The sequence below is a fragment of the Paraburkholderia piptadeniae genome (assembly GCF_900007165.1).
GTDB classification, from domain to species: Bacteria; Pseudomonadota; Gammaproteobacteria; order Burkholderiales; family Burkholderiaceae; genus Paraburkholderia; species Paraburkholderia piptadeniae.
Genome location: NZ_CYGY02000035.1, coordinates 141,622 through 165,016, shown reverse-complemented (window position 1 = coordinate 165,016; position 23,395 = coordinate 141,622). Strand labels below are relative to the sequence as shown.

Sequence of the window (23,395 nt, the reverse complement as noted above, 5' to 3'; positions counted from 1 at the left end):
CAGGATGAAGTGCCCGTCGTGAAACCGATACTGAAATCAAACAAGCTGTTGAACGTCTGCTACGACATTCGCGGGCCCGTTCTCGAACACGCGAAGCGCCTCGAAGAAGAAGGCCATCGCATCATCAAGCTGAACATCGGCAATCTCGCGCCGTTCGGTTTCGACGCCCCTGACGAAATCATCCAGGACATGATCCGCAATCTGCCCGACTCGTCGGGTTATTCGGACTCGAAGGGCGTGTTCGCGGCGCGCAAGGCGATCATGCATTACGCGCAGCAGAAGGGCGTCGTTGGCGTCGAGCTGGACGACATCTACATCGGCAACGGTGCGTCCGAGCTGATCGTGATGGCGATGCAGGCTCTCCTCAACGACGGCGACGAAGTGCTGCTGCCCGCACCCGACTATCCGCTGTGGACGGCGGGCGTGAGCCTGTCGGGCGGCACGCCCGTGCATTACGTGTGCGACGAATCGAACGCGTGGATGCCCGACCTCGACGACATCCGCGCGAAGATCACGCCGAACACGAAGGCGATCGTCGTGATCAACCCGAACAACCCGACGGGCGCGCTGTACTCCGACGAACTGCTGCTCGCGCTGATCGAGATCGCGCGCCAGCACGGGCTCGTCATCTTCGCGGACGAGGTCTACGACAAGATCGTCTACGATGGCAAGAAGCACACGTCGGTGGCGGCGCTGTCCGAAGACGTGCTGACTGTGACGTTCAACAGCCTGTCGAAGAGCTACCGTTCGTGCGGCTATCGCGCGGGCTGGATGTGGGTGTCGGGCCTGACGGGCGAAAACCGCCGCCGCGCGAAAGACTACTTCGAGGGCCTCGGCATTCTCGCGTCGATGCGCCTGTGCCCGAACGTGCCCGGCCAGTACGCGATCCAGACGGCGCTCGGCGGCTATCAGAGCATCAACGATCTGATCGCGCCGGGCGGGCGGCTCTACAAGCAGCGCCAGCTCGCGTACGACATGCTGACGGCCATTCCGGGCGTGACCTGCGTGAAGCCCGAGGCGGCGCTGTACATGTTCCCGCGCCTCGATCCGAAGCTGTATCCGATCGAGAACGACCAGCAGTTCATCCTCGACCTGCTGCTGGAGGAGCGCGTGCTGCTCGTGCAGGGCAGCGGCTTCAACTGGAAGGCGCCGGATCACTTCCGTGTCGTGTTCCTGCCGAACGTCGACGATCTCGCCGATTCGATCCACCGGATCGCGCGCTTCCTCGACGGCTATCGCAAACGCCACGCGGCCTGAGGGCGCGCATCGGCGCCCGAACCGATTTTCCACTCTCTCACTAGACACACACGCTGCATGGAACCGATCAAAGTTGGACTGCTGGGCTTCGGCACGGTAGGCAGCGGCACCTTCACGGTACTGCGCCGCAACCAGGAAGAAATCAACCGACGCGCGGGCCGCGGCATCGAGATCGCGCGCATTGCCGTGCGCAATCCCGCGAAGGCCACGGCGGCGCTCGGCAGCGCGGCGGGCACGGTCGCGATCACCGACGACTTCGGTTCGGTCGTCGACGATCCGTCGATCGCCATCGTCGCCGAAATGATCGGCGGCACGGGCATCGCGCGCGATCTCGTGCTGCGCGCGATCAGGAACGGCAAGCATGTCGTGACGGCCAACAAGGCGCTGCTCGCCGTGCACGGCACGGAAATTTTCGAGGCGGCGCGCGCCAACGGCGTGATGGTCGCGTTCGAAGCGGCCGTCGCGGGCGGCATCCCGATCATCAAGGCGCTGCGCGAGGGCCTCACGGCCAATCGCATCCAGTACATCGCGGGCATCATCAACGGCACGACGAACTACATCCTGTCGGAGATGCGCGACCGCGGCCTCGACTTCGCGACGGCGCTGAAGGCCGCGCAAGAACTCGGCTACGCGGAAGCGGACCCGACCTTCGACATCGAAGGCGTCGACGCCGCGCACAAGGCGACCATCATGAGCGCGATCGCGTTCGGCGTGCCCGTGCAGTTCGACAAGGCATACGTCGAAGGCATCGGCAAGCTCGCCGCGATCGACATCCGGTACGCGGAAGAACTGGGCTACCGGATCAAGCTGCTCGGCATCACGCGGCGCAGTGACAAGGGCATCGAGCTGCGCGTGCATCCGACGCTGATCCCCGGGAAACGCCTGCTCGCGAACGTCGAAGGCGCGATGAATGCCGTCGTCGTGCATGGCGATGCCGTCGGCACGACGCTGTATTACGGCAAGGGCGCGGGCGCTGAGCCGACGGCGTCCGCCGTGGTCGCCGATCTCGTCGACGTGACGCGCCTGCACACGGCCGACCCCGAGCACCGCGTGCCGCATCTGGCGTTCCAGCCGGACCGTCTGTCGAGTACGCCGATCCTGCCCATCGACGAAGTGACGAGCGGCTACTACCTGCGTCTGCGCGTCGCCGACGTGACGGGCGTGCTGGCCGACATCACGCGCATCCTCGCGGACACGGGCATTTCGATCGACGCGCTGCTGCAGAAGGAATCGGAGCAGGTCGACGTGTCGAAGAAGGGCGAGACCGACATCATCCTGATCACGCACGAGACGGTCGAGAAGAACGTCAACGCGGCGATCGCGAATATCGAGGCGCTGAAGACGGTTGTGTCGAAGGTGACGAAGCTGCGCATGGAAGCGCTGAACTGACGCACGCAAAGCACACGACGTACGACACGCACACTCGTAACGAGGCAAGCTCATGAACTACATTTCCACGCGCGGCGCCGGCATCGGCGAGCGCCACACGTTCTCCGACATCCTGCTCGGCGGTCTCGCGAAGGATGGCGGCCTGTATCTGCCGGGCGAATATCCGCAGGTGTCGGCGGATGAACTCGCGCGCTGGCGCGCGCTGCCGTACGCCGATCTCGCGTTCGAGATCCTGCGCAAGTTCAGCGACGACATTCCCGTCGAAGACTTGCGCGAGCTGACGCGCCGCACGTACACGGCGCAGGTGTACTGCAATGTGCGCGACGAAGAGAACGCCGCGCAGATCACGCCGCTGAAGACGCTCGGCGTCGAAGAGGGCGCGCCGCTGTCGCTGCTCGAACTGTCGAACGGCCCGACGCTCGCGTTCAAGGACATGGCGATGCAGTTGCTCGGCAATCTGTTCGAGTACGCGCTCGCGAGGCACGGCGAAACGCTGAACATTCTCGGCGCAACATCGGGCGATACGGGCAGCGCCGCCGAATACGCGATGCGCGGCAAGAAGGGCATTCGCGTCTTCATGCTGTCGCCGCACAAGAAGATGAGCGCGTTCCAGACGGCGCAGATGTACAGCCTGCAAGATCCGAACATTTTCAACGTCGCGGTCGACGGTGTGTTCGACGATTGCCAGGACATCGTCAAGGCCGTGTCGAACGATCATGCGTTCAAGTCGCAGCAGAAGATCGGCACGGTCAACTCGATCAACTGGGCGCGCGTCGTCGCGCAGGTCGTGTACTACTTCAAGGGCTACTTCGCGGCCACGAAGCACAACGACGAGCGCGTGTCGTTCACGGTGCCGTCGGGCAACTTCGGCAACGTCTGCGCGGGGCACATCGCGCGGATGATGGGGCTGCCCATCGAAAAGCTCGTCGTCGCGACGAACGAGAACGACGTGCTCGACGAATTCTTCCGCACGGGCATTTACCGCGTGCGCAAGTCGGCGGAGACGTATCACACGAGCAGCCCGAGCATGGACATCTCGAAGGCGTCGAACTTCGAGCGCTTCGTGTTCGATCTGTTGGGCCGCGATCCGAAGCGCGTCCTGCAACTCTTCCGCGACGTGGAGGAGAAGGGCGGCTTCGATCTGCAGGCGAGCGGCGATTTCGCGCGCGTGCAGGAGTTCGGCTTCGTGTCGGGGCGCAGCAGCCACGACGACCGCGTCGAGACGATTCGCGACGTGTTCCAGCGTTACGACACGATGATCGACACGCACACGGCCGACGGCGTGAAAGTCGCGCGCGAGCACCTGCAGGCGGGCATTCCGATGATCGTGCTGGAGACGGCGCAGCCCATCAAGTTCGGCGAGACGATCCGCGAGGCGCTGGCGCGCGAGCCGGAGCGTCCGGCTGCGTTCAGCGGGCTCGAAGACCTGCCGCAGCGCTTCGAGGTGCTGCCGAACGACGCGCAGCGCGTGAAGGACTTCGTCGCGGCGCATACGAGGGCTTGAACAGGCGGTCAATCGATCGCAGCAGAGTCGCGCAAACGGCGCACGTTCTTGGACGTGCGCCGTTTTGTTTTGCAGCGCGCGTCGATCCGCGCAACCCTCGGTAACGCCAGGATAAAAGCGCCCGGCGACGCGACGCGGCTGCGCCCGCTACAATGATTCTTTTCGAATCGCTTCATTTCCGATCGATGTCCACACCTACGCCTCCGACGCCTCCGCAATCCGCGCCGCGCGCGCCGATGCTGTCGACGGCCGACGCGCTCGCTACGCTGCTCGGCGCCGCCGTGCAGATCGACGGCACCGAAACGCTGCCGACACTCGACGCGATCAACCGCGTGCTTGCCGCGGACGTGATCTCGCCGCTCGACGTGCCGCCGATGAACACGAGCGCGATGGACGGCTATGCGGTGCGTGTCGCCGAGCTATCGCAGGGTGAGCGGCGCTTGCCCATCTCGCAGCGCATTCCGGCGGGCCATGCGCCGCAGCCGCTGGCGGAAGGCACGGCGGCGCGCATCTTCACGGGCGCGACGGTGCCGCCCGGCGCCGACGCGATCGTGATGCAGGAGCAAACCGAACCAGCCGGCGACGAAGTGGCGATCCTGCACACGCCGAAAGCGGGCGAATGGATCACGCAGCAGGGCGCCGACATCCGCAAGGGCGCGACGATCCTGCCCGCTGGCACGCGGCTCACGCCGCAGGCGCTGGGGCTTGCGGCGTCCGTCGGATGCGCGAATCTCGAGGTCGTGCGCCGCGTGAAAGTCGCCGTGTTCTTTACAGGCGATGAACTGACGATGCCCGGCGAGCCGCTCAAGCCCGGCGCGATCTACAACTCGAACCGCTTCACGCTGACGGGCCTGCTGCAGAAGCTCGGCTGTGAAGTCACCGATTTCGGCATCGTTCCCGACAGGCTCGACGCAACGCGGCAAACGCTGCGCGAGGCGGCGCAGGCGCACGATCTGATCCTGACGTGCGGCGGCGTGTCGGTGGGCGAGGAGGATCACGTGAAGCCCGCCGTCGAAGCCGAAGGACGCCTGTCGATGTGGCAGATCGCGATGAAGCCGGGCAAGCCGCTTGCGTTCGGCGCGATTCGCCGCGCGTCGCCGAAGGGCAAAGGCGTGGCAGCGGAAGGGGCGGGTGCATCGGGTGCGGCAAACGAAACGTTCTTTATCGGCCTGCCGGGCAATCCCGTGTCGACATTCGTCACGTTCCTGCTGTTCGTGCGGCCGTTTCTGCTGCGCCTCGCGGGGGGGCGGACGGTGACGCCGCGCGCGCTGTCGCTGCGCGCCGACTTCACGCAGCAAAAGGGCGACCGCCGCAACGAATTCCTGCGCGCGCGCGTGAACGCCGCGGGCGGTCTCGATCTGTTCCCGAACCAGAGCTCGGCGGTGCTGACGTCGACGGTCTGGGGCGACGGCCTGATCGACAATCCGCCGAATCATGCGATCAGCGCCGGCGAGACCGTGCGCTTCATCCCGTTTTCCGAACTGCTGAACTGAGCGCGGCCGTTACCGGGCCGCTACCGAGAATGAAGATCCAGCTGAAATATTTTGCGAGCGTGCGCGAAGCGCTCGGCCGGTCGGACGAATCCGTGGACGTGCCCGAAGGCATCGCGACGGTCGGCGATGTGCGCGCCTGGCTACGCGTGCGCGGCGGTGCGTGGGCCGAGACGCTCGCGGAAGGCCGCGCGCTGCGCATGGCGTGCAACCACGTGATGACGGACGCGGGCACGCGCATCACCGACGGCTGCGAAGTCGCGTTCTTTCCGCCCGTCACGGGCGGCTGAATCGGGCCATTTGAAGCGGGAGGGCGAACGATGACGGTCCGTGTCCAGGCAGATGATTTCGACCTGACGACGGAAGTCGCCGCATTGCGCGCGCAGAATCCGAAGGTCGGCGCGGTGGCGTGCTTCGTCGGCACGGTGCGCGACATCAACGAGGGCGAAGCCGTCGAGACGATGGAGCTCGAGCACTATCCGGGCATGACGGAGAAGTCGCTTGAAGCGATCGTCGACGCGGCCCGCGAGCGCTGGCCGGGCACCGATGTGCTGATCGTGCACCGCGTCGGCAAGCTGATGCCGCTCGATCAGATCGTACTGGTCGCGACGACGTCGAAGCATCGCGCGAACGCATTCGCGTCGTGCGAATTCGTGATGGACTACCTTAAGACCCAGGCGCCATTCTGGAAGAAGGAAAAGACGGAAAGCGGCGAGCGCTGGGTCGATGCACGCGTGACCGATGACGAAGCGCTCGCGCGATGGGGACTGAAGTCGGCGAACTCGAAGGCGGATTGAGCGAAGTTCGAGTCAATCGCCGTCGCGCGATTTGCCGATGATTTTCGCCGGAAACGGCTCGCCGCGCGGCCGCGCATGTTCTGCCTCATGCTCTTCGCGCGAACGACGGCGCGGCGCGATGCGCTCCAGCAGCGCCTGCTGTTCGGCGGGAATCTGATAGTCCCAGCCGAAGCGGCTCAACTGCAAGCTCCGTGCGATACGCAGCGCCGGCTCCATGAAGCGCACGGCGGCGGCCGGTTCATAGCGCGACTCGACGGTATCGAGGAACAGATAAAGCCAGTGGCTGAAGTGCCGCGGCTCGACGCCGGCGAGCGGCATGTGCGCCTGCTGCACGTTGCCGCGATATTGCTTCGCGCCCAGTACGAGCGATCCCCAGAAAACGCACATCTTCGGCAGATGCTCGTCCCAGCGGCCCGCCAGCTTCTCTTCGAACACGGGACCGAGCAGCGCGTCGGCACGCACGCGGTCGTAGAAGGCGTAGACCAACTCGCGGATGTTCTCTTCGTCCGGTTCGGCGTAGCGCGTGGCGAGACGTTCGGCGGCGGAAATAGTGGAAGAAATTTCGGACTTCATAGCTGAAATAAGTGAGATGCGGCAAGCACTCCGACATCACGCGGACGCAAACCCGTCGCAAACGTTGGGCGCGCTCATCTAAAGTCAGAAAAAGTGCGCTTCAAACGAAAGTTAGCGTTTATAGTTACGCGAAATAACGAGATAAACGCGCCAATAAGATGTGACTTATACGCATGTTATTGCGCGCTGCAGTACCGGCGTTTATGGGTGTGTCGTGAACATTCCGCACGTCATCCCCGTCGCGACTTGCCTTTCAATGAGACTGACAGACTATACCGATTACTCGCTGCGCGTGCTGCTCTACCTCGCAGTTCGTCCCGAAGGACTGGCGACAATCCAGGACATTTCGGACGCGTACGGCATATCGAAGAACCATCTGATGAAGGTGGTTCAGCGGCTTGCGGAACTCGGCTGGGTCGAGACCGTGCGTGGACGCAACGGCGGTCTGCGGCTGTTCGAGCATTCGTCCGCGTTGACCATCGGCGAAGTGGTGCGCGCAGCCGAGAGCGACTTCACGCTGGTCAGCTGTTTCAACGGCAGCGATCCGGGCGCGCATCGCGAATGTGTCATTCAGTCGCAATGCCGGCTGAAGGGCGTGCTCGAAGCGGCGCGCGCAGCGTTTTTCCGCGAGCTCGACGGCTTTACGATCCGCGATATCGCCGAGCCTGCGTCGCCGCTGATGTCGCTGCTCGGGCTCAAGCCGTCGGCCACTGTCGTGCCGATCGTGCCCATCACGCCTGTCGTCCCGACGGGCACCTGAGCCAGCCGCACGATCGGTCGCCGGTGCGGCCGTTATTCGAAGCGGCATTTGCGCGTCTGAACGGCTTGCGGGCAGGCTCGCGCCCGTTCGCGGCGCCCGCCGAGCCGCTGCCTGCCATCTCCCGCCTTTGCTTTTCCCGTGCTGGTCGCGGGGCTAAACTGCGCTGTGTCCCGTGCCGGATGCGGCAACGCGGCCGCCGTGCGAATTCTCTCTCCCTGATGCAAAAAAGCGCTTGAAACCTGCCTAAAACGCCTCATTTTGGTGGTAATCGAAATTGGAGGTCTCTTGATGAGAATCGACAAACTCACCACTAAATTCCAGGAAGCGCTGGCCGATGCGCAAAGCCTTGCCGTCGGCCATGACAATCAGTACATCGAGCCCGTTCACCTCCTCGCGGCTCTCGTCGCGCAACAGGACGGCTCGGCGCGTTCGCTGCTGTCGCGCGCCGGCGTCCACGTGCAGGCGCTGCAAACCGCGTTGAACGACGCGATCACGCGTTTGCCGCAAGTGCAGGGGACGGACGGCAACGTGCAGATCGGCCGCGACCTCACGGGTCTGTTGAACCAGGCCGACAAGGAAGCGCAGAAGCTCAATGACACCTACATCGCGAGCGAAATGTTCCTGCTCGCCGTCGCCGACGACAAGGGCGAAGCCGGCCGTCTCGCGCGCGAGCATGGCCTGTCGCGCAAGTCGCTGGAAGCGGCCATCGTTGCCGTGCGCGGCGGCTCGCAGGTGCACAGCCAGGACGCCGAAAGCCAGCGCGAAGCGTTGAAGAAATACACGATCGATCTGACCGAGCGCGCCCGTGCAGGCAAGCTCGACCCCGTCATCGGTCGTGACGACGAAATCCGCCGTTCGATTCAGATCCTCCAACGCCGGACCAAGAACAATCCGGTGCTGATCGGCGAGCCGGGCGTCGGCAAGACGGCGATCGTCGAAGGTCTCGCGCAGCGCATCGTCAACGGCGAAGTGCCGGAGACGCTCAAGGGCAAGCGCGTGCTGTCGCTCGACATGGCCGCGCTGCTCGCGGGCGCGAAATACCGCGGCGAATTCGAAGAGCGTCTGAAGGCCGTGCTGAACGACATCGCGAAGGACGAAGGGCAAACTATCGTCTTCATCGACGAGATTCACACGATGGTCGGCGCGGGCAAGGCCGAAGGCGCGATGGACGCGGGCAACATGCTGAAGCCGGCGTTGTCGCGCGGCGAGCTGCATTGCGTCGGCGCGACCACGCTCGACGAATATCGCAAGTACATCGAAAAGGATGCCGCGCTGGAGCGCCGTTTCCAGAAGGTGCTCGTCGACGAACCGACGGTCGAAGCGACCATCGCGATCCTGCGCGGCTTGCAGGAGCGCTACGAGTTGCATCACGGCGTCGACATCACCGACCCGGCGATCGTCGCGGCGGCGGAACTGTCGCATCGCTACATCACGGACCGCTTCCTGCCGGACAAGGCGATCGACCTGATCGATGAAGCGGCGTCGAAGATCAAGATGGAAATCGACTCGAAGCCCGAGGAGATGGACAGGCTCGACCGCCGCCGCATCCAGCTGAAGATCGAGCGCGAAGCCGTCAAGAAGGAGAAGGACGAAGCGTCGCAGAAGCGCCTGCAACTGATCGAGGAAGAAATCGAGCGGCTCGACCGTGAATATTCGGATCTCGAAGAAATCTGGACGGCGGAAAAAGCGGCCGTGCAGGGCAGCGCGCAACTGAAGGAAGAGATCGAGAAGACGCGCGCGGAAATCACGCGTCTGCAACGCGAAGGCAAGCTCGAAAAGGTCGCCGAATTGCAGTACGGCAAGCTGCCGCAGCTCGAGGCGCAACTGAAGCAGGTCACGCAGGCCGAGGCGCAGGAGCAGAACAATCCGACGCGTCCGCGGCTGCTGCGCACGCAGGTCGGCGCGGAGGAAATCGCGGAAGTCGTGTCGCGTGCGACGGGCATTCCCGTGTCGCGCATGATGCAGGGCGAGCGCGAGAAGCTGCTGCAGATCGAAACGAAGCTGCACGAGCGCGTGGTCGGTCAGAACGAAGCGATCAGCGCCGTCGCCGATGCGATCCGCCGTTCGCGCGCGGGGCTGTCGGACCCGAACCGTCCGTATGGCTCGTTCCTGTTCCTCGGGCCGACGGGCGTCGGCAAGACGGAGCTGTGCAAGGCGCTCGCGGCCTTCCTGTTCGACGCGGAAGATCATCTGATCCGCATCGACATGAGCGAGTTCATGGAGAAGCACAGCGTCGCGCGTCTGATCGGCGCGCCGCCGGGCTATGTCGGCTACGAAGAAGGCGGCTATCTGACGGAAGCGGTGCGCCGCAAGCCGTATAGCGTGATCCTGCTCGACGAGATCGAGAAGGCGCACCCGGACGTGTTCAACGTGCTGCTGCAGGTGCTCGACGACGGCCGCATGACGGACGGCCAGGGCCGCACCGTGGACTTCAAGAACACGGTGATCGTGATGACGTCGAATCTCGGCTCGCAGGTGATCCAGTCGATGGTCGGCGAGTCGCAGGAAGCCGTGAAGGATGCTGTCTGGGAAGAAGTGAAGCTGCACTTCCGGCCGGAGTTCCTGAACCGGATCGATGACGTCGTCGTGTTCCATGCGCTCGGCCGCGACAACATCCAGTCGATCGCGAAGATCCAGCTGGAGCGCGTGCACGAACGGCTCGCGAAACTCGACATGCAACTGGTGGTGTCGGATGCGGCGCTGGAGTTGATCGGCAAGGTCGGCTATGACCCGCTGTTCGGCGCGCGGCCTTTGAAGCGCGCGATCCAGCAGGAGATCGAGAACCCGGTCGCGAAGCTGATTCTGGCCGGCAAGTTCGGGCCGAAGGACGTGATCCCCGTCGAGGTGGAGAACGGCAAGCTCGTGTTCGAGCGGGTGGTGCACTAAGGCACACAGGGACGGATGCGCCGACAACCGGTGTATCCTCTCGCGATCAGAAGCAAAAAAGCAAAAAGGCAACGAAGCGATTCGTTGCCTTTTTGTTTTTGTGCGCGGCGCTTCAAGCGCTACGCACGTCGAAGCAAAGCGGAAGCGAAGATGAAGTAACGCGCTCAGGCGCTCTTGTTGCCGCCGAACAGACCGGCCAGCGCGCCCAGCGAGCCGAGTGCGCCCGCGAGGCCGCCCGCGTCGACCTTGCCGTCGGCGGGCACTTCGCCGTTCGGCGTCGCGGCGTTGACGACGTGCGGCAGCACTTGCGACAACAGGCCCGTCACCGCCGACGGATCGACGCCGGCCTTCGATGCGATGTTGGTCACGGCGTCCGAGCCGAGCACGTTATGCAGTGCGTCGGCGGCGATCGGCTGGTTCTCGCCGTTGCTGACCCAGGAGTTGATGATGTCGCCCGCGCCGTTCTGCTGGAAGCGTTGGATCAGCCCGTTCAGGCCGCCCGGCTGGTTGTTGATGAATTCGAGCGCAGCGGCGATCAGCGCCTGCTGGCCGCCGCCTTCGGGCGTATTGCCCCCGCCGAGCATGGAACCGAGGGTGTCGAGTAGGCTCATGACGATCTCTCTCTGTGGAGGCCGGCGCGACGCTCGTGAAAGCGTGCGCCGACGGGTAATGAAACGCCGGAAACGCCGCGCGAGCGCGGCACCGACAGTGTTGACAGACGTAGACGTAAAGCAGTGAGGCCATCGGACGCGCAGCGAAGCGCGTCACGATTCGAGTCCTTATACGCCCGACGCAGCAGACGCGGCCTTGCTCTTCTTCGATTTCTTCGACTTCGAGGCGGTCGTATCCGACGCCATTGCAGGCGCGGATGCCGCCGCAGCAGCGGGCGCGGATGCCGCCGCAGCAGCGGGCGCGGATGCCGCAGCGGCGTCCGCCTTGCTCTTCTTCTTTGACTTCGAGGCCTTCGTGCCCGATGCCGCTTCGGCAGGCGCGGAAGGCGGCGTTTGCGCAGTGGTTGCGGGCGCAGCCGCCGGCTTCGACGTCGTCGCGGCGGGCTTGGTGCTTGCGCCCGTCGGCGCTGCGGACGAGCCGTTGATCGTCAGGCCCGCGGCTTCGAGGTTCTTCACCGACTTCTGGCCGATGCCCTTGACGCGATTCGCGAGGTCGTCGGCATCCTTGAACGGGCCGTTCTTCGTGCGTTCGTCGATGATCGCTTTCGCATGGACGGGGCCGATGCCCTTGACCGATTCGAGTGCCGCCTCGTCGGCGGTATTGACTTCGACGGCGGACGCAAATCCCGCCGACAACGACAGCATCAGCACGACGCAAAGCATTAACAGCTTTTTCAACATGGCAATCACTCCATTGAGGGCAAACAGGTAGCCGGAACGGACGATGCTTTCACGTTAGCAAGCACTGCGTTCAAGCATAGAACATTTACGGTTCTCTTTCGCCGAACGGCGCGCGACGTTGCGCGAATCGGGCGATTTATACCGGTGCGTCCGTGACAACACAATCGGGCCGCACCAAATTTAAAGCTTTTGCCAGCTCGCGGGGCTGGCATCGAGTACGGATGTCAGGGGAGTTTGATGGGGGATCGAGCCGGTCCGGGGCTCGCTGGTCCCGGCGCCATTGCGCTCGCTTTGGTCGTGTTAGCTTTCGTCGCGTCCGCTTTCGCGGGGCTACGCGCCGTCGCGCCGCGCACTTCGAAACGCACGGAATCGACGCTCGATCCATCCGCGCCAACGAGTTCCAGCACGTGACGCCCAGGCCGGGGCAGCCACAGCACGCGTTCGTCGTGGCCGAGCGAGCGGCCGTCGAGACGCCAGGTGCTGCTCGCGGACGAACCGCTTGCGCGCTCGAACACGATGCGCTGGCGCGTGGCGGGGATGTCGGGGTCGAACGCGAAGAGCGTGCCGTCGGTCGGCGAGCCGATGCGCGGCGCGCCGTTCGATGACGATACGCCAGCACCGTTCGACGCACGCACGAGCGTCGCCGAGCGCGGCATCCGCGCGACGGCTCGCGCGCCCTCCGTATTGCTGGCATTCGCCGCGAGTCCGATAACGGGCGTTTGTGTGCCGCTCACGAACCATTCGTTGCGCGCGGGCTCGATGTTCTGGTCGAAGGTCACGCGCGTCTGCACGACGCCTGCTGGCGCGCGTGGCGCGACGCTCGGAACGCGCCGATGCAGATAGCCGACGATGGCCGCCCAGATCGGCGCGGCGCCCGTCACGCCGGACACGTCCCACATCGGCTGTCCGTCGGCATTGCCGACCCACACGCCGACCGTATAGCGCGACGTGTAGCCGATCGTCCAGTTGTCGCGCATGTCCTTGCTGGTGCCCGTCTTGACGGCGGAAAAGAAGCGCGTCGCAAGCGGACTGTCGAAGCCGAACGTGCGCGTGCGCGCGTTGTTGTCCGACAGCACGGTCGTGATGATGTAGCTCGCATCGGCGGTGAAGACACGTTGCTTCGCGGCAGGCTCATGCAGGATCGATGCAGGCGCATGGCGCGGCACGTCATAGGTCGGCGAGGCGACTCCGCCGTTGGCGAGCGCGCGGTACGCATTGGTCAGCGACAGCAGCGTCACGTCCGCGCTGCCGAGCGCGAGCGAATAGCCGTAGTAGTCGCCGCTTTGCGAAAGCGGCAGGCCGAGCGCCGTGAGCGTTTTCGCGAAGCGATGCGGCGTGACCATCACGAGCGTGCGCACGGCGGGCACGTTCAGCGACGAGCCGAGCGCCGTGCGCACGCTCACCCAGCCCTTGAAGTCCTTGTCGTAGTTTTGCGGAATATAGAGACCGCCGCCCGCTGCGAGATCGAGCGGCGCATCGTCGAGCAGCGAGGCCGTCGTGAGCCGCCGTTCGTCGATGGCCTGCGCGTAGAGAAATGGCTTGAGCGTCGAGCCCGCCTGGCGGCGCGCGACAACGGCATCGACATCGCGCGCGCCCGACAGTCCACCCGACGATCCGACCCACGCGAGCACCTCGCCCGTCGCGTTATCGAGCACGACGACGGCGCCGTCGTGCACATTGCGCGGATGCGCGGGCGCGTTGAGCTCGACGAGCGTGCGCGTGAGCGTGTCGCTGGCGAAGCGCTGCAACTTCGCGTCGAGCGTGCTCGTCACGCGCGCGCCCGCCGCCGGATGCGTTTCGCTCGCGATGCGTCGCGCGAAATGCGGTGCGAGCACGGGCGCATCGGCCGATACCGATAGCAGCGCGGGAGCAGGGCGCGCAAACGCGAGCTGCACGAAGCTCGCGAGATTCGCGCAGCGCTCGGGCGCCTTCATGTCGCGCAGAATGCGGCACGCGCGATCGCTGACCTTCGTGTACGACGCATTCGGCGAGCGGACCAGCGCGGCGGCAACGGCGGCTTCGCGTTCGTCGAGGCCGGACGGCGCCTTGCCGAACAGCGTGACCGACAGTGCTGACAGGCCGACCGTCTCGCCGCGAAACGGCACGAGATTCAGATACGCCTCGAGAATCTGGTCCTTGCGCCACGTGCGTTCGAGCCACAGCGCGCTCACGGCCTGGCTCGCCTTCTGCGTGATCGAGCGTTGTCCGGAGCGCTGCGGGTCGTCGTTGAGCAGACCCGTGAGCTGCATCGTGACCGTCGATGCGCCGCGCGTGCGCGTGTTCCACAGGTTCGCCCACGCCGCCGCCGCTGCGCCGCGCCAGTCGACGCCGCTGTGCTCGTAAAAGCGCTTGTCCTCCGACACGACGATCGCTTCACGCAGCGCGGGCGACACATCCGTGAGCGCGACCCAGTCGCCGCGCCGCCCGGTATTGTCGATGCGCGTGCGCTGTAGCGGCACGCCGTCGCGCGACAGCAGCAGCCAGTCGGAGCTGCGCCATTGCATGCGGACATCGTCGAACGTCGGCAGCGCGTGGGCGGCGAGCGGCGTGGCGATCAGCAGCGAGCACAGCACGATGCGCGCGGACGCGATGCGCCACGGCCCGTTCAACGGGCGATTGCGGCTCATCGCGTTCATGCGGTCCATCGTCATGCGCTCCTCGTTACTTCGCTGCCGCCGCGGGCTTCACGACGACGGGCGCATTCGGCAGCACGCCGAACGACGACGGCGCATAGAGCGCTTCGACGCGCGTCGGCGGCAGGCCGAACGTGCCGACGTTGTTCAGCCGTATCGTGTACTCGACCGAGAATTTGCCCTTCGGCACATAGTCGTAGTACGCGCGATACCCGTCGAAACCGCGCTCGACGAACGACGGCCACGCATAGCCCTTCGACTTTTCGCCTTGCGTCGCCGCTTCCGAATCGCGGCCCAGACCCGAGCCGAGGATCGTCGCGCCCGCGGGCACGGGGTCGTTGACGACGACCCAGGTCATGTCCGTCTGCGCGTCAATGTCGAGATGCACGCGCACGATATCGCCGCGCGTATTCACGCCCTTGACGGCGGGGTCGATCGGCGTGACCGTCTTCGTGATCCTGTAGCCTGCGGCGAACGGCGCTTTCAGCGCGACGGCGGCGAGGCTCTCGATCGTCGCCCACGGCTTGCCGGTGCCGTCGTGCGTGAGCGTCAGCGGGACGGACGCGCTGCGTGCGCCGGTCGGCCATGGCAGCAACTGACTGCGCGTGTCAGCCGTCTTGGTCACGGCTGTCGCGGACGCATCGTTCGTGGCAGCGGAAGGGGGCTGGCTCCATGAGATCGCCTTGTCCGTCGCGCCGAGTTGCAGCTTCGTCTGCCCCGTCACGGGCACGCTCTCGAAGACCTGCGAGAAACGCTGCACGGCAATCGAGCCCCACAGGTTCGCCGTCGTCGTCTGCCATGCGCCGTTCCTCTGCAACGCCAGCAGACCCGCGACGAGGCGCGGCATCTCGTCTTTCCATGCGGGCGTCTCGACGAACATGAGCGCGGTGCGCGCGGCGTTCGTTTCGGTGCCCGTCATCAGCCACCAGAGGTCGTCGTTATCGGCCGTCGAGAACGTGAGGCGCGTGCCCTGGTACGTGAGCCGCGAGCGGATGATCTGCTCGGCTTGCGCGAGCTTTTCTTCGCGTCGGGGAATGTCCTTCACGCGCGACAGCACCGCGTAGTAGTCGAGCACCGCCGACGTCGGCCACTGGTTCGGCGCGATTTCGATCGAGCCGAGCATGCTGGAGCGCGCCGCGCCATGACGCGACAACGCTTCGAGCGCGGCGAGCTTGCGCAGGTCGAGATCCTTGCGCGGCGCCCAGACATCGCGCGCGAGCCGGCCTTCGACGAAATTCACGAGCCCGCCTTCGAGCTTCGCCCGAAGGTCGTCGGGCAACGCGAATCGCGGATCGAGCTTCGCGGCTTCGTCGGTGACGGACAGCAGATACGCGGTGAGCGCCGTGCTGCCCGTGTTGCCGCTGTCGTCGGAGGGCGGGAAGTAGTTCGCGAGGCCGTCCTTGTCCAGATAGACGGGCATGCGCGCGACGACGGCCTGCCAGCGCGCCGGATCACGCAAGCCGAGTGCTACGGACGTCTGCTGTTCGAGGCAGCCATACGGATAGCGCTCGAACCAGCGGCGCACGCCGGGCATGCCGTCGGAGAGCTTCGATTGCAGCGATATCGCGATGCCGCCGCGCAGCGCGCCCGCTTGCGTCATTGTCGCGTCGGGCGGCGCGGCGACGGGCAGCGAGAACGAGCCGTCGATTTGCGTGAGTGTCGCCTGCTGAACGGTGACGGGAATGGCGGCCGTCACGCGCTGCGTGACTTTCAGCGCGTCCGTAGCGTGCGGCGCACCTTGCTCCGTCGCGCCGACGCTCCACGCGAGCGCAGCGGAGGCAGCTTCGGACAGGCCATCGGGCGGCGTCACCGTCCATGCGACTTCGCGGGCCGAGTCCGCTGCGACGTCGACCGTTTGCGGCTGCAACGACAGCCCCGGCACGTTCGGCGTGACGACGACTTTCATTGCGCGCGTCGTCGTGTTGCGCACGGTGAATTGCGCGCGGAACTGATCGCCTTCGCGCACGAGCGGCGGCAGGCCGGAGATCAACTGCAGATCCTGCGTGCTGCGAATCGACGTGCTGCCCGTGCCGAACTGGCCGTCGCCGACAGCCGCAATCGCGACGATGCGAAAGCTCGTCAGCGAATCGTTGAGCGGCACGTCGACGAAGGCGTCGCCGTTGGCGTCAAGCGTCACGCGCGGATTCCACAGCAGCAGCGTGTCGAACAGCTCGCGCTGCGCGCTGTGTCCACCGCCGCCGCCCGCGGGCACCGCCTTGCGCCCGAAGTGTCGGCGGCCGACGATCTCCATCTGCGCGGTCGCCGTTTCGACGCCGTAAGCACGCCGTTGCAACATCGCATCGAGCACGTCCCAGCTGTTGTTCGGCATCAGTTCGAGCAGCGCTTCATCGACGGCCGCGACGGCGATCTGCGTGCCGGCCGGCGCGGGCTTGCCGCCCGGCATCTGCACGCGCAGCTTCACATGCGCCTTGCCGCGCACGGTGTACAACTTCGCATCGGGCGTCACCGTGACCGCGAGCCTGTGCGCCGCAGTGCCGACCTTGATTTCGGCGAGGCCATAGCGGAACGCGGGCTTCGACAGATCGACGAGCGGCGTCGGCGCTTCGTAGTAGCGGCCTTCGTACCAGAACGCGCGCGCCCATTCGAGCGGCGCCTTCCAGCCCCACGTGAAGAACGAGTACCACGGCACTTCGCGGATGCGCCCGCGCAGCGCGAGCACCGACACATACACGTTCGGCCCCCACGCTTCGTTCACTTTCAGCTCGACGGTCGGGTCCTTGCCGTCCAGCTTCACGACATGCGTCTCGACGATGCCTTCGCGTTCGACGGCGACGAGCGCGGTCGCAAAACGGAAGGGCATGCGCACCTGGAAGCGCGCCGTCTCGCCCGGCTCGTAAGCCGTCTTTTCGGGCAGCACGTCGATGCGGTCGGTGTTTTCGCCGCCGAACCACAGGTCCTCTTCGCGCGTGACCCAGACGGAGGTCGCCGCCGTCGACAGATTGCCGTCGCCGTCCTTCGCCGTCACGACGAGATCGACGTTGCCCGCTTCCTTGAGCTTCGCGTCGCAGTTCATCAGGCCGTGGTCGTCGCTCTTGCCGCTGCACAGCGTGCCGAGGTCTTTTGTTTCGATGTGGTTGTCGTATGCGTAGAAGCCGCCGACCATGCGCTTTCTCGACGTGATCGTGATGCGCGCGATGCCGCGCACGTCGAGCGGCACGCCCGCGCGCGGCTTGCCTTGCAGATCGACGGCGAGCGCCTTCACGGGCACGGTGCTACCCACCGATACCCATTGCCCCGACTTCACCCCCGCGACGACGGCGGCGGGCCACAACGTCGCATCGCCGCTGATTGTCTGCACTTCGCCGTTCGGATCGGCGAAGGTCGCTTCGAGCGCAAGGCGCTTCGGCGCATCGACATGCGGCAGGTTCTTCAGCGTCAGGCTGCCTGCGCCGTTGCGGTCGAGCGTGACGGGTTCCTTGTCGGCGATCAGCTTCGATGTGTCGTCATCGGATTGCGGCTCGCTTTCTTCGTCATCCGAAGATGTCGATTCGCCGCTCTCGTTGTGCTTCCTGTATGGCGCAAAGCTGAATTCCGGATAAGTGCCGGCGAACGCGGGCGTCGTGTTCTTCACCAACGCCGATACCTGCACGGGCAAACCCGACGCGCCGCCGCCCGACATATAGTCGATCTGCAATGCGAGCGGCGCTTCCTTCGCGGCGACGAGCGGTTGCGTCTTCGCATCGCGCACGGCGATCGTGCCTTTGAACACGGGCAGGCGGAACTCCTCGACGCGAAAGCTGCCGGATGGATAGCTGTGGCGCGGCGTGGCGGTGTCGTTGGCGTCGCTGTCGTCGTTGTTTTCAGTCGTGCTTTCGGCGGAGGCCGTGGCGGCATCGCCGTCGTCGAGCGACACACTGTACTCGCCGAGCTTGGCCGATGCGGGAATCGCGAAGGTCGAATCGGCCGTGTGATCGGCGGCCCATTTGAGCGGCATGTGCCACGTCTGTCCGCTGCCGAGATGGCGGAACGTCACGCGCGCCGGATACGCCTTCGGGAACGTGATGCCGTGCATCGTCTCGATGCGGATCATATGCTTCATCGACACCGTTTCGCCCGCGCGCAGCAGCGTCCGGTCGAACACGGTATGCGCGCGCACGGTCTGTTCGACGCTCGTATCTGTCGGCACGTTGAAGCGCCACGCTTCGATGCCCTGGTTCCAGTCGGAGCGCACGAACGCCATGTCTTGACCCGTCTTCGGATCGTCGATGCGCGCGGACACGAAGAAGCCTTCGAAACCGTCTTCGTTGCATTCGCGGCGCGAGGCCAGCGACCGGCTGATCGTCAGCACGCCGTGCGCATCGGTCTTGCCCGACGCGACTTCGTCGCCGTTGCAGTCGCTCACGTGCACGTCCGCGTTCGGCACGGGCTGGCCCTTGTCGAGCGTCGTCACCCACACGACGCTGTTCTCGCGGCCCTGCTTGAAGTGCACGCCGAGATTCGTGACGAGCACGGCCGTGCGCGCGTACATCGGCGCGTGCTTGCCGAGCAGCGAAGCACCGAGCGCGGGCGACGCGAGTTCAATCACATAGAAACCGGGCTTCGTCACCGGCACGCCGACCACTTCGAACGGACGCAGCGTTTTCGGATCGGCCTTCGGCAGCGCGAGCGTCTCGACCTTCGGCTCGCCGGCGAGCAGCGACAGCGAGCGCACGTCGATCAGCGGATTCTTGCGGTCTTCGGCCGGGTCGGCGTCTTGGGTATTGCGCGGCACGATCACGGGATGCGGATTGTGCGCGAGCAGTTGCGGCATCTGCTGATCGATCGACTGGCGATCCATCATGAAGCCGTCGAAGCGGTCGACGTTGCGCATCCAGCGCCGGATGTCGCTATCGGCGTCGACGCGCAGCTTCGTGAACTGCGCGTTGCCCGCGTTGAGTCCGGCGATATGCAGGTCGGCCTCGACGTTGCGCAGCGTGACGGGCACGAGCGCGGGCATGTCGGGTTCCGCGAAGCGCTCGATGATGCCGAACGTACCCGACGAAAACTTCGCGAGCGGCGGCAGCGGGGCGGTGTTTGTCTTGAGCGGAAACAGGTCCGCGTTAGTCAGCGCGCGGCCGCTTGCGTCCTTCAGATTCGACGGAATGTCGATGGCCAGCTCGGCGCGCTCGGGCAGCGGCGCGGCGAATTCGACGGTCGTGGTCTGCGGGTCCTTGTCGTCGGCGGAGAACGATGGCTTGATCTCGCCGTTCGGTCCCTTGAGGCGGATCTTTTCGGCATCGGCGCGCAGGATGGGCGCATTGAACTGCACGCGCAGCGGACGCAACGGCGTGCAGGGCGCCTTCGCGTTCTCGCGTTCGCAGCTGAAGCTGGCGGCGAACGGCTCGCGCACGGTGAAGTCGAAGCGTCGCTCGACGTCGTTGACAATACCGCTCGGGCTCGCGACGCCCTTGCCATAGACGAACTGCGCCTTCGCGCCCGACGGCAGCGCCTGCTGGCATTGCAGCGTCAGCACGCGCGCCGCTTCCTTTTGCAGCCTGAAGCGCTTGAGCAGCGCCGTGCGCGTGGCGGCGTCGACGTTCCTGACGGGAATGCGGTTGCCGAGTCCGCTCGATTCGCACCACACGTTCTGACTGACGGAGGCCTCCGTCGCCGGTCCGTTCAAACGGACGACGAACGCCTGGTCTTCTTCGATTTCGCCGCCATACGGCTCGATGCTCTGCACGAACGGGCCGCCCGTTTCGAACGCGTAATGGCGCGGGCCCGTCAGCGCATGGCCCGCCGACGATTTCAAGCCGTCGTTCAGATCGACGGAACATGCGACGCCTGGCGGCAGATCGGCGGCGAAATCCCAGGCCCAGGTTTTGTCGTCGATCCAGCGCGGCTGGCCGGCGCTCGCGGACGCGTCGCCGCACTTGATGCGCGCGGGCGCGGGCAGATTCGGCGCGCCGAACGCGACCATCGATTCGTCGAACTTGACGACGACCTGGCGCACCTGCGCGACCTTGCCTTGCGGCGAAACCTGCGTGATGCGGGCTGCATCGGCTCGCCATGCGAGCGTGGCCAGAAGGCCGAGCGCCACAGCCGTCGCGACCGCCCCTATCCATTGACGTTTGATGGTGCCGCTATGCATCGACTGCGCTCCCGGTTTCGTTTTTCTTTCGGATTGCCGCCCGCCGATTCTAGCCGATGCACCCGTCGTTTCAGCCTGGATGCGCTGTAGGATTTCGTTGAATTTTGTCGATCAACAGATCGTGCTTGACTTAGAGTTCACTCGAAGTCCTAACCTGAGTTCCGTCATGTCGAAAGCTCTCACCATCGGTCAGGTCGCCGCGACGAGCGGCGTCTCCGCGCATACGCTGCGCTACTACGAGCAGGCCGGGTTGTTGCTCCCGGTCGGCCGCACGGACGCGGGCCATCGTCTTTATTCGCCCGCCGATCTCGATTGGCTGCGCTTCGTGATGCGCCTGAAAGCGACGGGGATGCCGATCGCGGGCATGCAGGCGTTCGCCGCGCTGCGCGCCGAAGGCGATGCGACGATCGGCGCGCGGCGCGAGATGCTGATCGAGCATCGCGAGGCCGTGCTGGCGCGCATCGCGGAGCTGCAGACCAATCTCGCCGCGATCACCGACAAGATCGCGGTCTATGAGGCGGTCGAGCGTGAGGCGGCATCGGCAGGACATATCGGAAACGCACGACTTGATTGAGGACTCGCAATGAACCACGCACATGCAAAGGCACAAGAACAAGCACAGGACAAAGCACGCGGCGATCGCTATGCGCGCGGCTGGGAGAAGCTGAAGGAAATCGACGGAACGGCGGGGGAGAAGGTGATCGCGTCGCTCGCACCGGTTGCGCCCGAATTCGCGCGGCTGCTGATCGAGTTTCCGTTCGGCGATGTGTACAGCCGTCCGCAACTGGACCTGCGCGCGCGCGAGATCGCGACGATCGCCGCATTGGCCGCGCTCGGCAATGCGCAGCCGCAACTGAAGGTGCACATCGAGGCGGCGCTCAATGTCGGATGCACGCGCGATGAGATTGTCGAGGTGTTCATGCAGATGGCCGTGTATGCGGGCTTTCCGGCGGCGTTGAATGCGTTGTTCGCGGCGCGTGAAGTGTTCGCGCAGCGCGACGAGGAAGAGGCGGCTGCGTAGACGATGTCTGCGCGATAACTGCGACGATCGCGGGTTCATGGAAGGATTAAGGTGCAACTAACGGTCTGTTTTTGCTGCTCACATCCACAGGGCGTGAGCGGCGTGCACCTGAGGCTTTGTCTCTAGAGGGATGCCGTTGCTTCCGGCGATCGCGGCATACTGCTTTGTCGAAGGCGGCCGCGAGCACGAGCAAGCGGACCGCACCAGCGCATCTGAACACCGATCGATGCGCATGCCACCAGCATGAAAAGCGCCTGGCCGTTCAGGCCGCGCTATCGGCCTGCATCTGCGCGCCCATCCGCACCGACTGCTTGCTGATCCAGCGCAGATAGAACGCGAGACCGACGCCCGCAATCGCCAGGCTCGCCGTGTTCGCGAGCCAGAAGCCGCGTGCGCCCGTGAACGATGCGGGCACCCATCCGCCGACGTCGAAGCCGAGCGCATAGCCGCCGCCCAGTCCGACGCCCCACAACGCGACCGCGTAGATAACGGTCGGCACGACCGCGACGCGATACGCGCGCAGCACGAAGGCCGACGTAATCTGCAGCGCATCGCAGAGATGGTAGAAGACGACGATCAGCACCAGCGGCATCGCCGCCGCCACAACCCGCGCATCCGGCGTATAGCCCGCGATGATCAGCGGACGCAGCGCGAGCACGATTACGCCGTAGCCGCACGCAATCGCGACGGCCATCGCGATGCCGTGCCGCGCGAGCGTGCGCGCCGCTTCATAGCGATGCGCGCCGAGCGCCTGGGCGACGAGCGTCGACGTCGCGATGCCGATCGACAGCGGCGTCATGTACAGCACGGCGCCGATGTTGCCCGCGATCTGATGCCCGGCCAGCGTGGTTGTGCCGAAACGCGCGATGAAGAGCGCCATGAACGTGTACGACGTGACCTCGATCAGATAGGAAAGGCCCATCGGAATGCCGAGCTTTAGTTGCGCGGCCTGACGGCGCCATACGGGCCGGCAGAAGTGCGCGAAAATCGCGAATGGCCGGAATACGTCGAGCTTCGTCATCGCCAGCATGCCGACGACGGCGAGCGCCCAGTTGATCAGCGTGCTGGCGAGCGCGCAGCCTGGGCCGCCGAGCGCCGGCACGCCGAGTCCGCCGAAGATCAGCCATGTGTTGAGCGGCAGCTTCAGCATCAGCGCGCCAATCTGCAGAATCATCACGAGCCGGGGCTGGCCGACGGCATTCGTCAGCGAGCTATAGACGCGAAACGCAAGGCTCGCCGGCAAGCCGAACGCGACTATCTGCAGGTACGACACGGTGCGCTCGCGCAGCGCCTCGGGCGCGCGCGCAAGCTGCAGCAGCGGGCGAGGGAAGTAGAGAATCAGGAAGCCGATGACAGCGAGCGCGAACGCAAGCCACAGCGCCTGGCGCACTTCCTCGCCGATCTCGTCGTAGCGTGCGGCGCCGTACAACTGGCCCGCAATCGGCTGCAATGCCGTCAGAATGCCCGTCAGTCCGATATACACGGAGATGTAGATCGACGAGCCGAGGCCGAGCGCGGCCAGATCCGTCGCCGAGTAGCGGCCGACCATCGCCGTGTCGATCACGCCGAACGCGATGATCGCCAGCTGGCCGATCAGCACGGGCCATGCGAGCCCGGCGATTTTCCGCACATCGGCGAACAT

General features: G+C 65.3%; 16 protein-coding genes. 10 read left to right on the top strand and 6 right to left on the bottom strand.

What is annotated here, in order from left to right:
- Positions 1 to 9: 9 nt before the first annotated feature.
- The 6 genes from BN2476_RS19655 (at position 10) to moaE (ending at position 6,437) form a co-directional block, all read left to right on the top strand.
- Positions 10 to 1,257, top strand: a complete 1,248-nt coding sequence (locus BN2476_RS19655; RefSeq protein ID WP_087735817.1) for a pyridoxal phosphate-dependent aminotransferase — start codon at positions 10 to 12, stop codon at positions 1,255 to 1,257.
- Positions 1,258 to 1,314: 57 nt separating this feature from the next.
- Positions 1,315 to 2,646 (top strand): homoserine dehydrogenase, encoded by a 1,332-nt coding sequence (locus BN2476_RS19650; protein ID WP_087735816.1) that lies wholly within the window; start codon positions 1,315 to 1,317, stop codon positions 2,644 to 2,646.
- 52 nt (positions 2,647 to 2,698) lie between these two features.
- Positions 2,699 to 4,150, top strand: a complete 1,452-nt coding sequence (thrC, locus tag BN2476_RS19645; RefSeq protein ID WP_087735815.1) for a threonine synthase — start codon at positions 2,699 to 2,701, stop codon at positions 4,148 to 4,150.
- A gap of 185 nt (positions 4,151 to 4,335) precedes the next feature.
- On the top strand, positions 4,336 to 5,643 hold the full coding sequence (locus BN2476_RS19640) for a molybdopterin molybdotransferase MoeA (protein ID WP_438942889.1): 1,308 nt from the start codon (positions 4,336 to 4,338) through the stop codon (positions 5,641 to 5,643).
- 29 nt (positions 5,644 to 5,672) lie between these two features.
- A complete protein-coding gene (moaD, locus tag BN2476_RS19635; RefSeq protein ID WP_087735814.1) occupies positions 5,673 to 5,930 on the top strand; it encodes a molybdopterin converting factor subunit 1 in 258 nt (85 codons plus the stop codon).
- Between the two features lie 30 nt (positions 5,931 to 5,960).
- On the top strand, positions 5,961 to 6,437 hold the full coding sequence (gene moaE / locus BN2476_RS19630; RefSeq protein ID WP_087735813.1) for a molybdopterin synthase catalytic subunit MoaE: 477 nt from the start codon (positions 5,961 to 5,963) through the stop codon (positions 6,435 to 6,437).
- 12 nt (positions 6,438 to 6,449) lie between these two features.
- Here the strand turns inward: moaE and BN2476_RS19625 are convergent, their stop codons facing one another.
- Positions 6,450 to 7,010, bottom strand: coding sequence for a group III truncated hemoglobin (locus BN2476_RS19625; protein ID WP_087735812.1), 561 nt, complete (start codon positions 7,008 to 7,010; stop codon positions 6,450 to 6,452).
- A gap of 256 nt (positions 7,011 to 7,266) precedes the next feature.
- On the opposite strand from BN2476_RS19625, the gene BN2476_RS19620 reads away from it, so the two are divergent.
- Positions 7,267 to 7,770, top strand: a complete 504-nt coding sequence (locus BN2476_RS19620; RefSeq protein WP_087735811.1) for an Rrf2 family transcriptional regulator — start codon at positions 7,267 to 7,269, stop codon at positions 7,768 to 7,770.
- 288 nt (positions 7,771 to 8,058) lie between these two features.
- Positions 8,059 to 10,656, top strand: a complete 2,598-nt coding sequence (gene clpB, locus BN2476_RS19615) for an ATP-dependent chaperone ClpB (protein ID WP_087735810.1) — start codon at positions 8,059 to 8,061, stop codon at positions 10,654 to 10,656.
- A 164-nt stretch (positions 10,657 to 10,820) separates the two neighbouring features.
- On the opposite strand, the gene BN2476_RS19610 is transcribed toward clpB, so the two are convergent.
- The 4 genes from BN2476_RS19610 to BN2476_RS19595 all read right to left on the bottom strand — a co-directional run bounded on the left by BN2476_RS19610 (position 10,821) and on the right by BN2476_RS19595 (position 20,732).
- Positions 10,821 to 11,267, bottom strand: coding sequence for a YidB family protein (locus BN2476_RS19610; protein WP_087735809.1), 447 nt, complete (start codon positions 11,265 to 11,267; stop codon positions 10,821 to 10,823).
- A gap of 168 nt (positions 11,268 to 11,435) precedes the next feature.
- Entirely contained in the window at positions 11,436 to 12,008 is a 573-nt protein-coding gene (locus tag BN2476_RS19605; protein ID WP_087735969.1) for a ComEA family DNA-binding protein, read from the bottom strand.
- A 224-nt stretch (positions 12,009 to 12,232) separates the two neighbouring features.
- Complete coding sequence (gene pbpC / locus BN2476_RS19600) at positions 12,233 to 14,635, bottom strand: penicillin-binding protein 1C (protein WP_173819643.1); 2,403 nt, start codon at positions 14,633 to 14,635, stop codon at positions 12,233 to 12,235.
- A 34-nt stretch (positions 14,636 to 14,669) separates the two neighbouring features.
- Positions 14,670 to 20,732 carry an alpha-2-macroglobulin family protein gene (locus BN2476_RS19595; RefSeq protein ID WP_087735808.1) on the bottom strand — a complete coding sequence of 2,021 codons (6,063 nt, stop codon included), beginning with the start codon at positions 20,730 to 20,732 and terminating at the stop codon, positions 14,670 to 14,672.
- A 166-nt stretch (positions 20,733 to 20,898) separates the two neighbouring features.
- Between BN2476_RS19595 and BN2476_RS19590 the strand changes: the two genes are divergently transcribed.
- On the top strand, positions 20,899 to 21,306 hold the full coding sequence (locus BN2476_RS19590; protein ID WP_087735807.1) for a MerR family transcriptional regulator: 408 nt from the start codon (positions 20,899 to 20,901) through the stop codon (positions 21,304 to 21,306).
- A gap of 9 nt (positions 21,307 to 21,315) precedes the next feature.
- The gene (locus tag BN2476_RS19585) at positions 21,316 to 21,753 is read left to right on the top strand and encodes a carboxymuconolactone decarboxylase family protein (RefSeq protein WP_087735806.1); all 438 of its coding nucleotides are present in this window, start codon (positions 21,316 to 21,318) and stop codon (positions 21,751 to 21,753) included.
- A gap of 262 nt (positions 21,754 to 22,015) precedes the next feature.
- Here BN2476_RS19585 and BN2476_RS19580 read toward each other — a convergent pair whose 3' ends face one another.
- On the bottom strand, positions 22,016 to 23,395 hold the full coding sequence (locus tag BN2476_RS19580) for an MATE family efflux transporter (protein WP_087735967.1): 1,380 nt from the start codon (positions 23,393 to 23,395) through the stop codon (positions 22,016 to 22,018).

Bases quoted from the DNA above. Each gene is read 5' to 3' on its own strand.
- BN2476_RS19650 (WP_087735816.1), top strand. From the start codon at position 1,315: ATGGAACCGATCAAAGTTGGACTGCTGGGCTTCGGCACGGTAGGCAGC.
- thrC (WP_087735815.1), top strand. From the start codon at position 2,699: ATGAACTACATTTCCACGCGCGGCGCCGGCATCGGCGAGCGCCACACG.
- BN2476_RS19640 (WP_438942889.1), top strand. From the start codon at position 4,336: ATGTCCACACCTACGCCTCCGACGCCTCCGCAATCCGCGCCGCGCGCG.
- moaD (WP_087735814.1), top strand. From the start codon at position 5,673: ATGAAGATCCAGCTGAAATATTTTGCGAGCGTGCGCGAAGCGCTCGGC.
- moaE (WP_087735813.1), top strand. From the start codon at position 5,961: ATGACGGTCCGTGTCCAGGCAGATGATTTCGACCTGACGACGGAAGTC.
- BN2476_RS19625 (WP_087735812.1), bottom strand. From the start codon at position 7,010: ATGAAGTCCGAAATTTCTTCCACTATTTCCGCCGCCGAACGTCTCGCC.
- BN2476_RS19620 (WP_087735811.1), top strand. From the start codon at position 7,267: ATGAGACTGACAGACTATACCGATTACTCGCTGCGCGTGCTGCTCTAC.
- clpB (WP_087735810.1), top strand. From the start codon at position 8,059: ATGAGAATCGACAAACTCACCACTAAATTCCAGGAAGCGCTGGCCGAT.
- BN2476_RS19610 (WP_087735809.1), bottom strand. From the start codon at position 11,267: ATGAGCCTACTCGACACCCTCGGTTCCATGCTCGGCGGGGGCAATACG.
- BN2476_RS19605 (WP_087735969.1), bottom strand. From the start codon at position 12,008: ATGTTGAAAAAGCTGTTAATGCTTTGCGTCGTGCTGATGCTGTCGTTG.
- pbpC (WP_173819643.1), bottom strand. From the start codon at position 14,635: ATGAGCCGCAATCGCCCGTTGAACGGGCCGTGGCGCATCGCGTCCGCG.
- BN2476_RS19595 (WP_087735808.1), bottom strand. From the start codon at position 20,732: ATGCATAGCGGCACCATCAAACGTCAATGGATAGGGGCGGTCGCGACG.
- BN2476_RS19590 (WP_087735807.1), top strand. From the start codon at position 20,899: ATGTCGAAAGCTCTCACCATCGGTCAGGTCGCCGCGACGAGCGGCGTC.
- BN2476_RS19585 (WP_087735806.1), top strand. From the start codon at position 21,316: ATGAACCACGCACATGCAAAGGCACAAGAACAAGCACAGGACAAAGCA.
- BN2476_RS19580 (WP_087735967.1), bottom strand. From the start codon at position 23,395: ATGTTCGCCGATGTGCGGAAAATCGCCGGGCTCGCATGGCCCGTGCTG.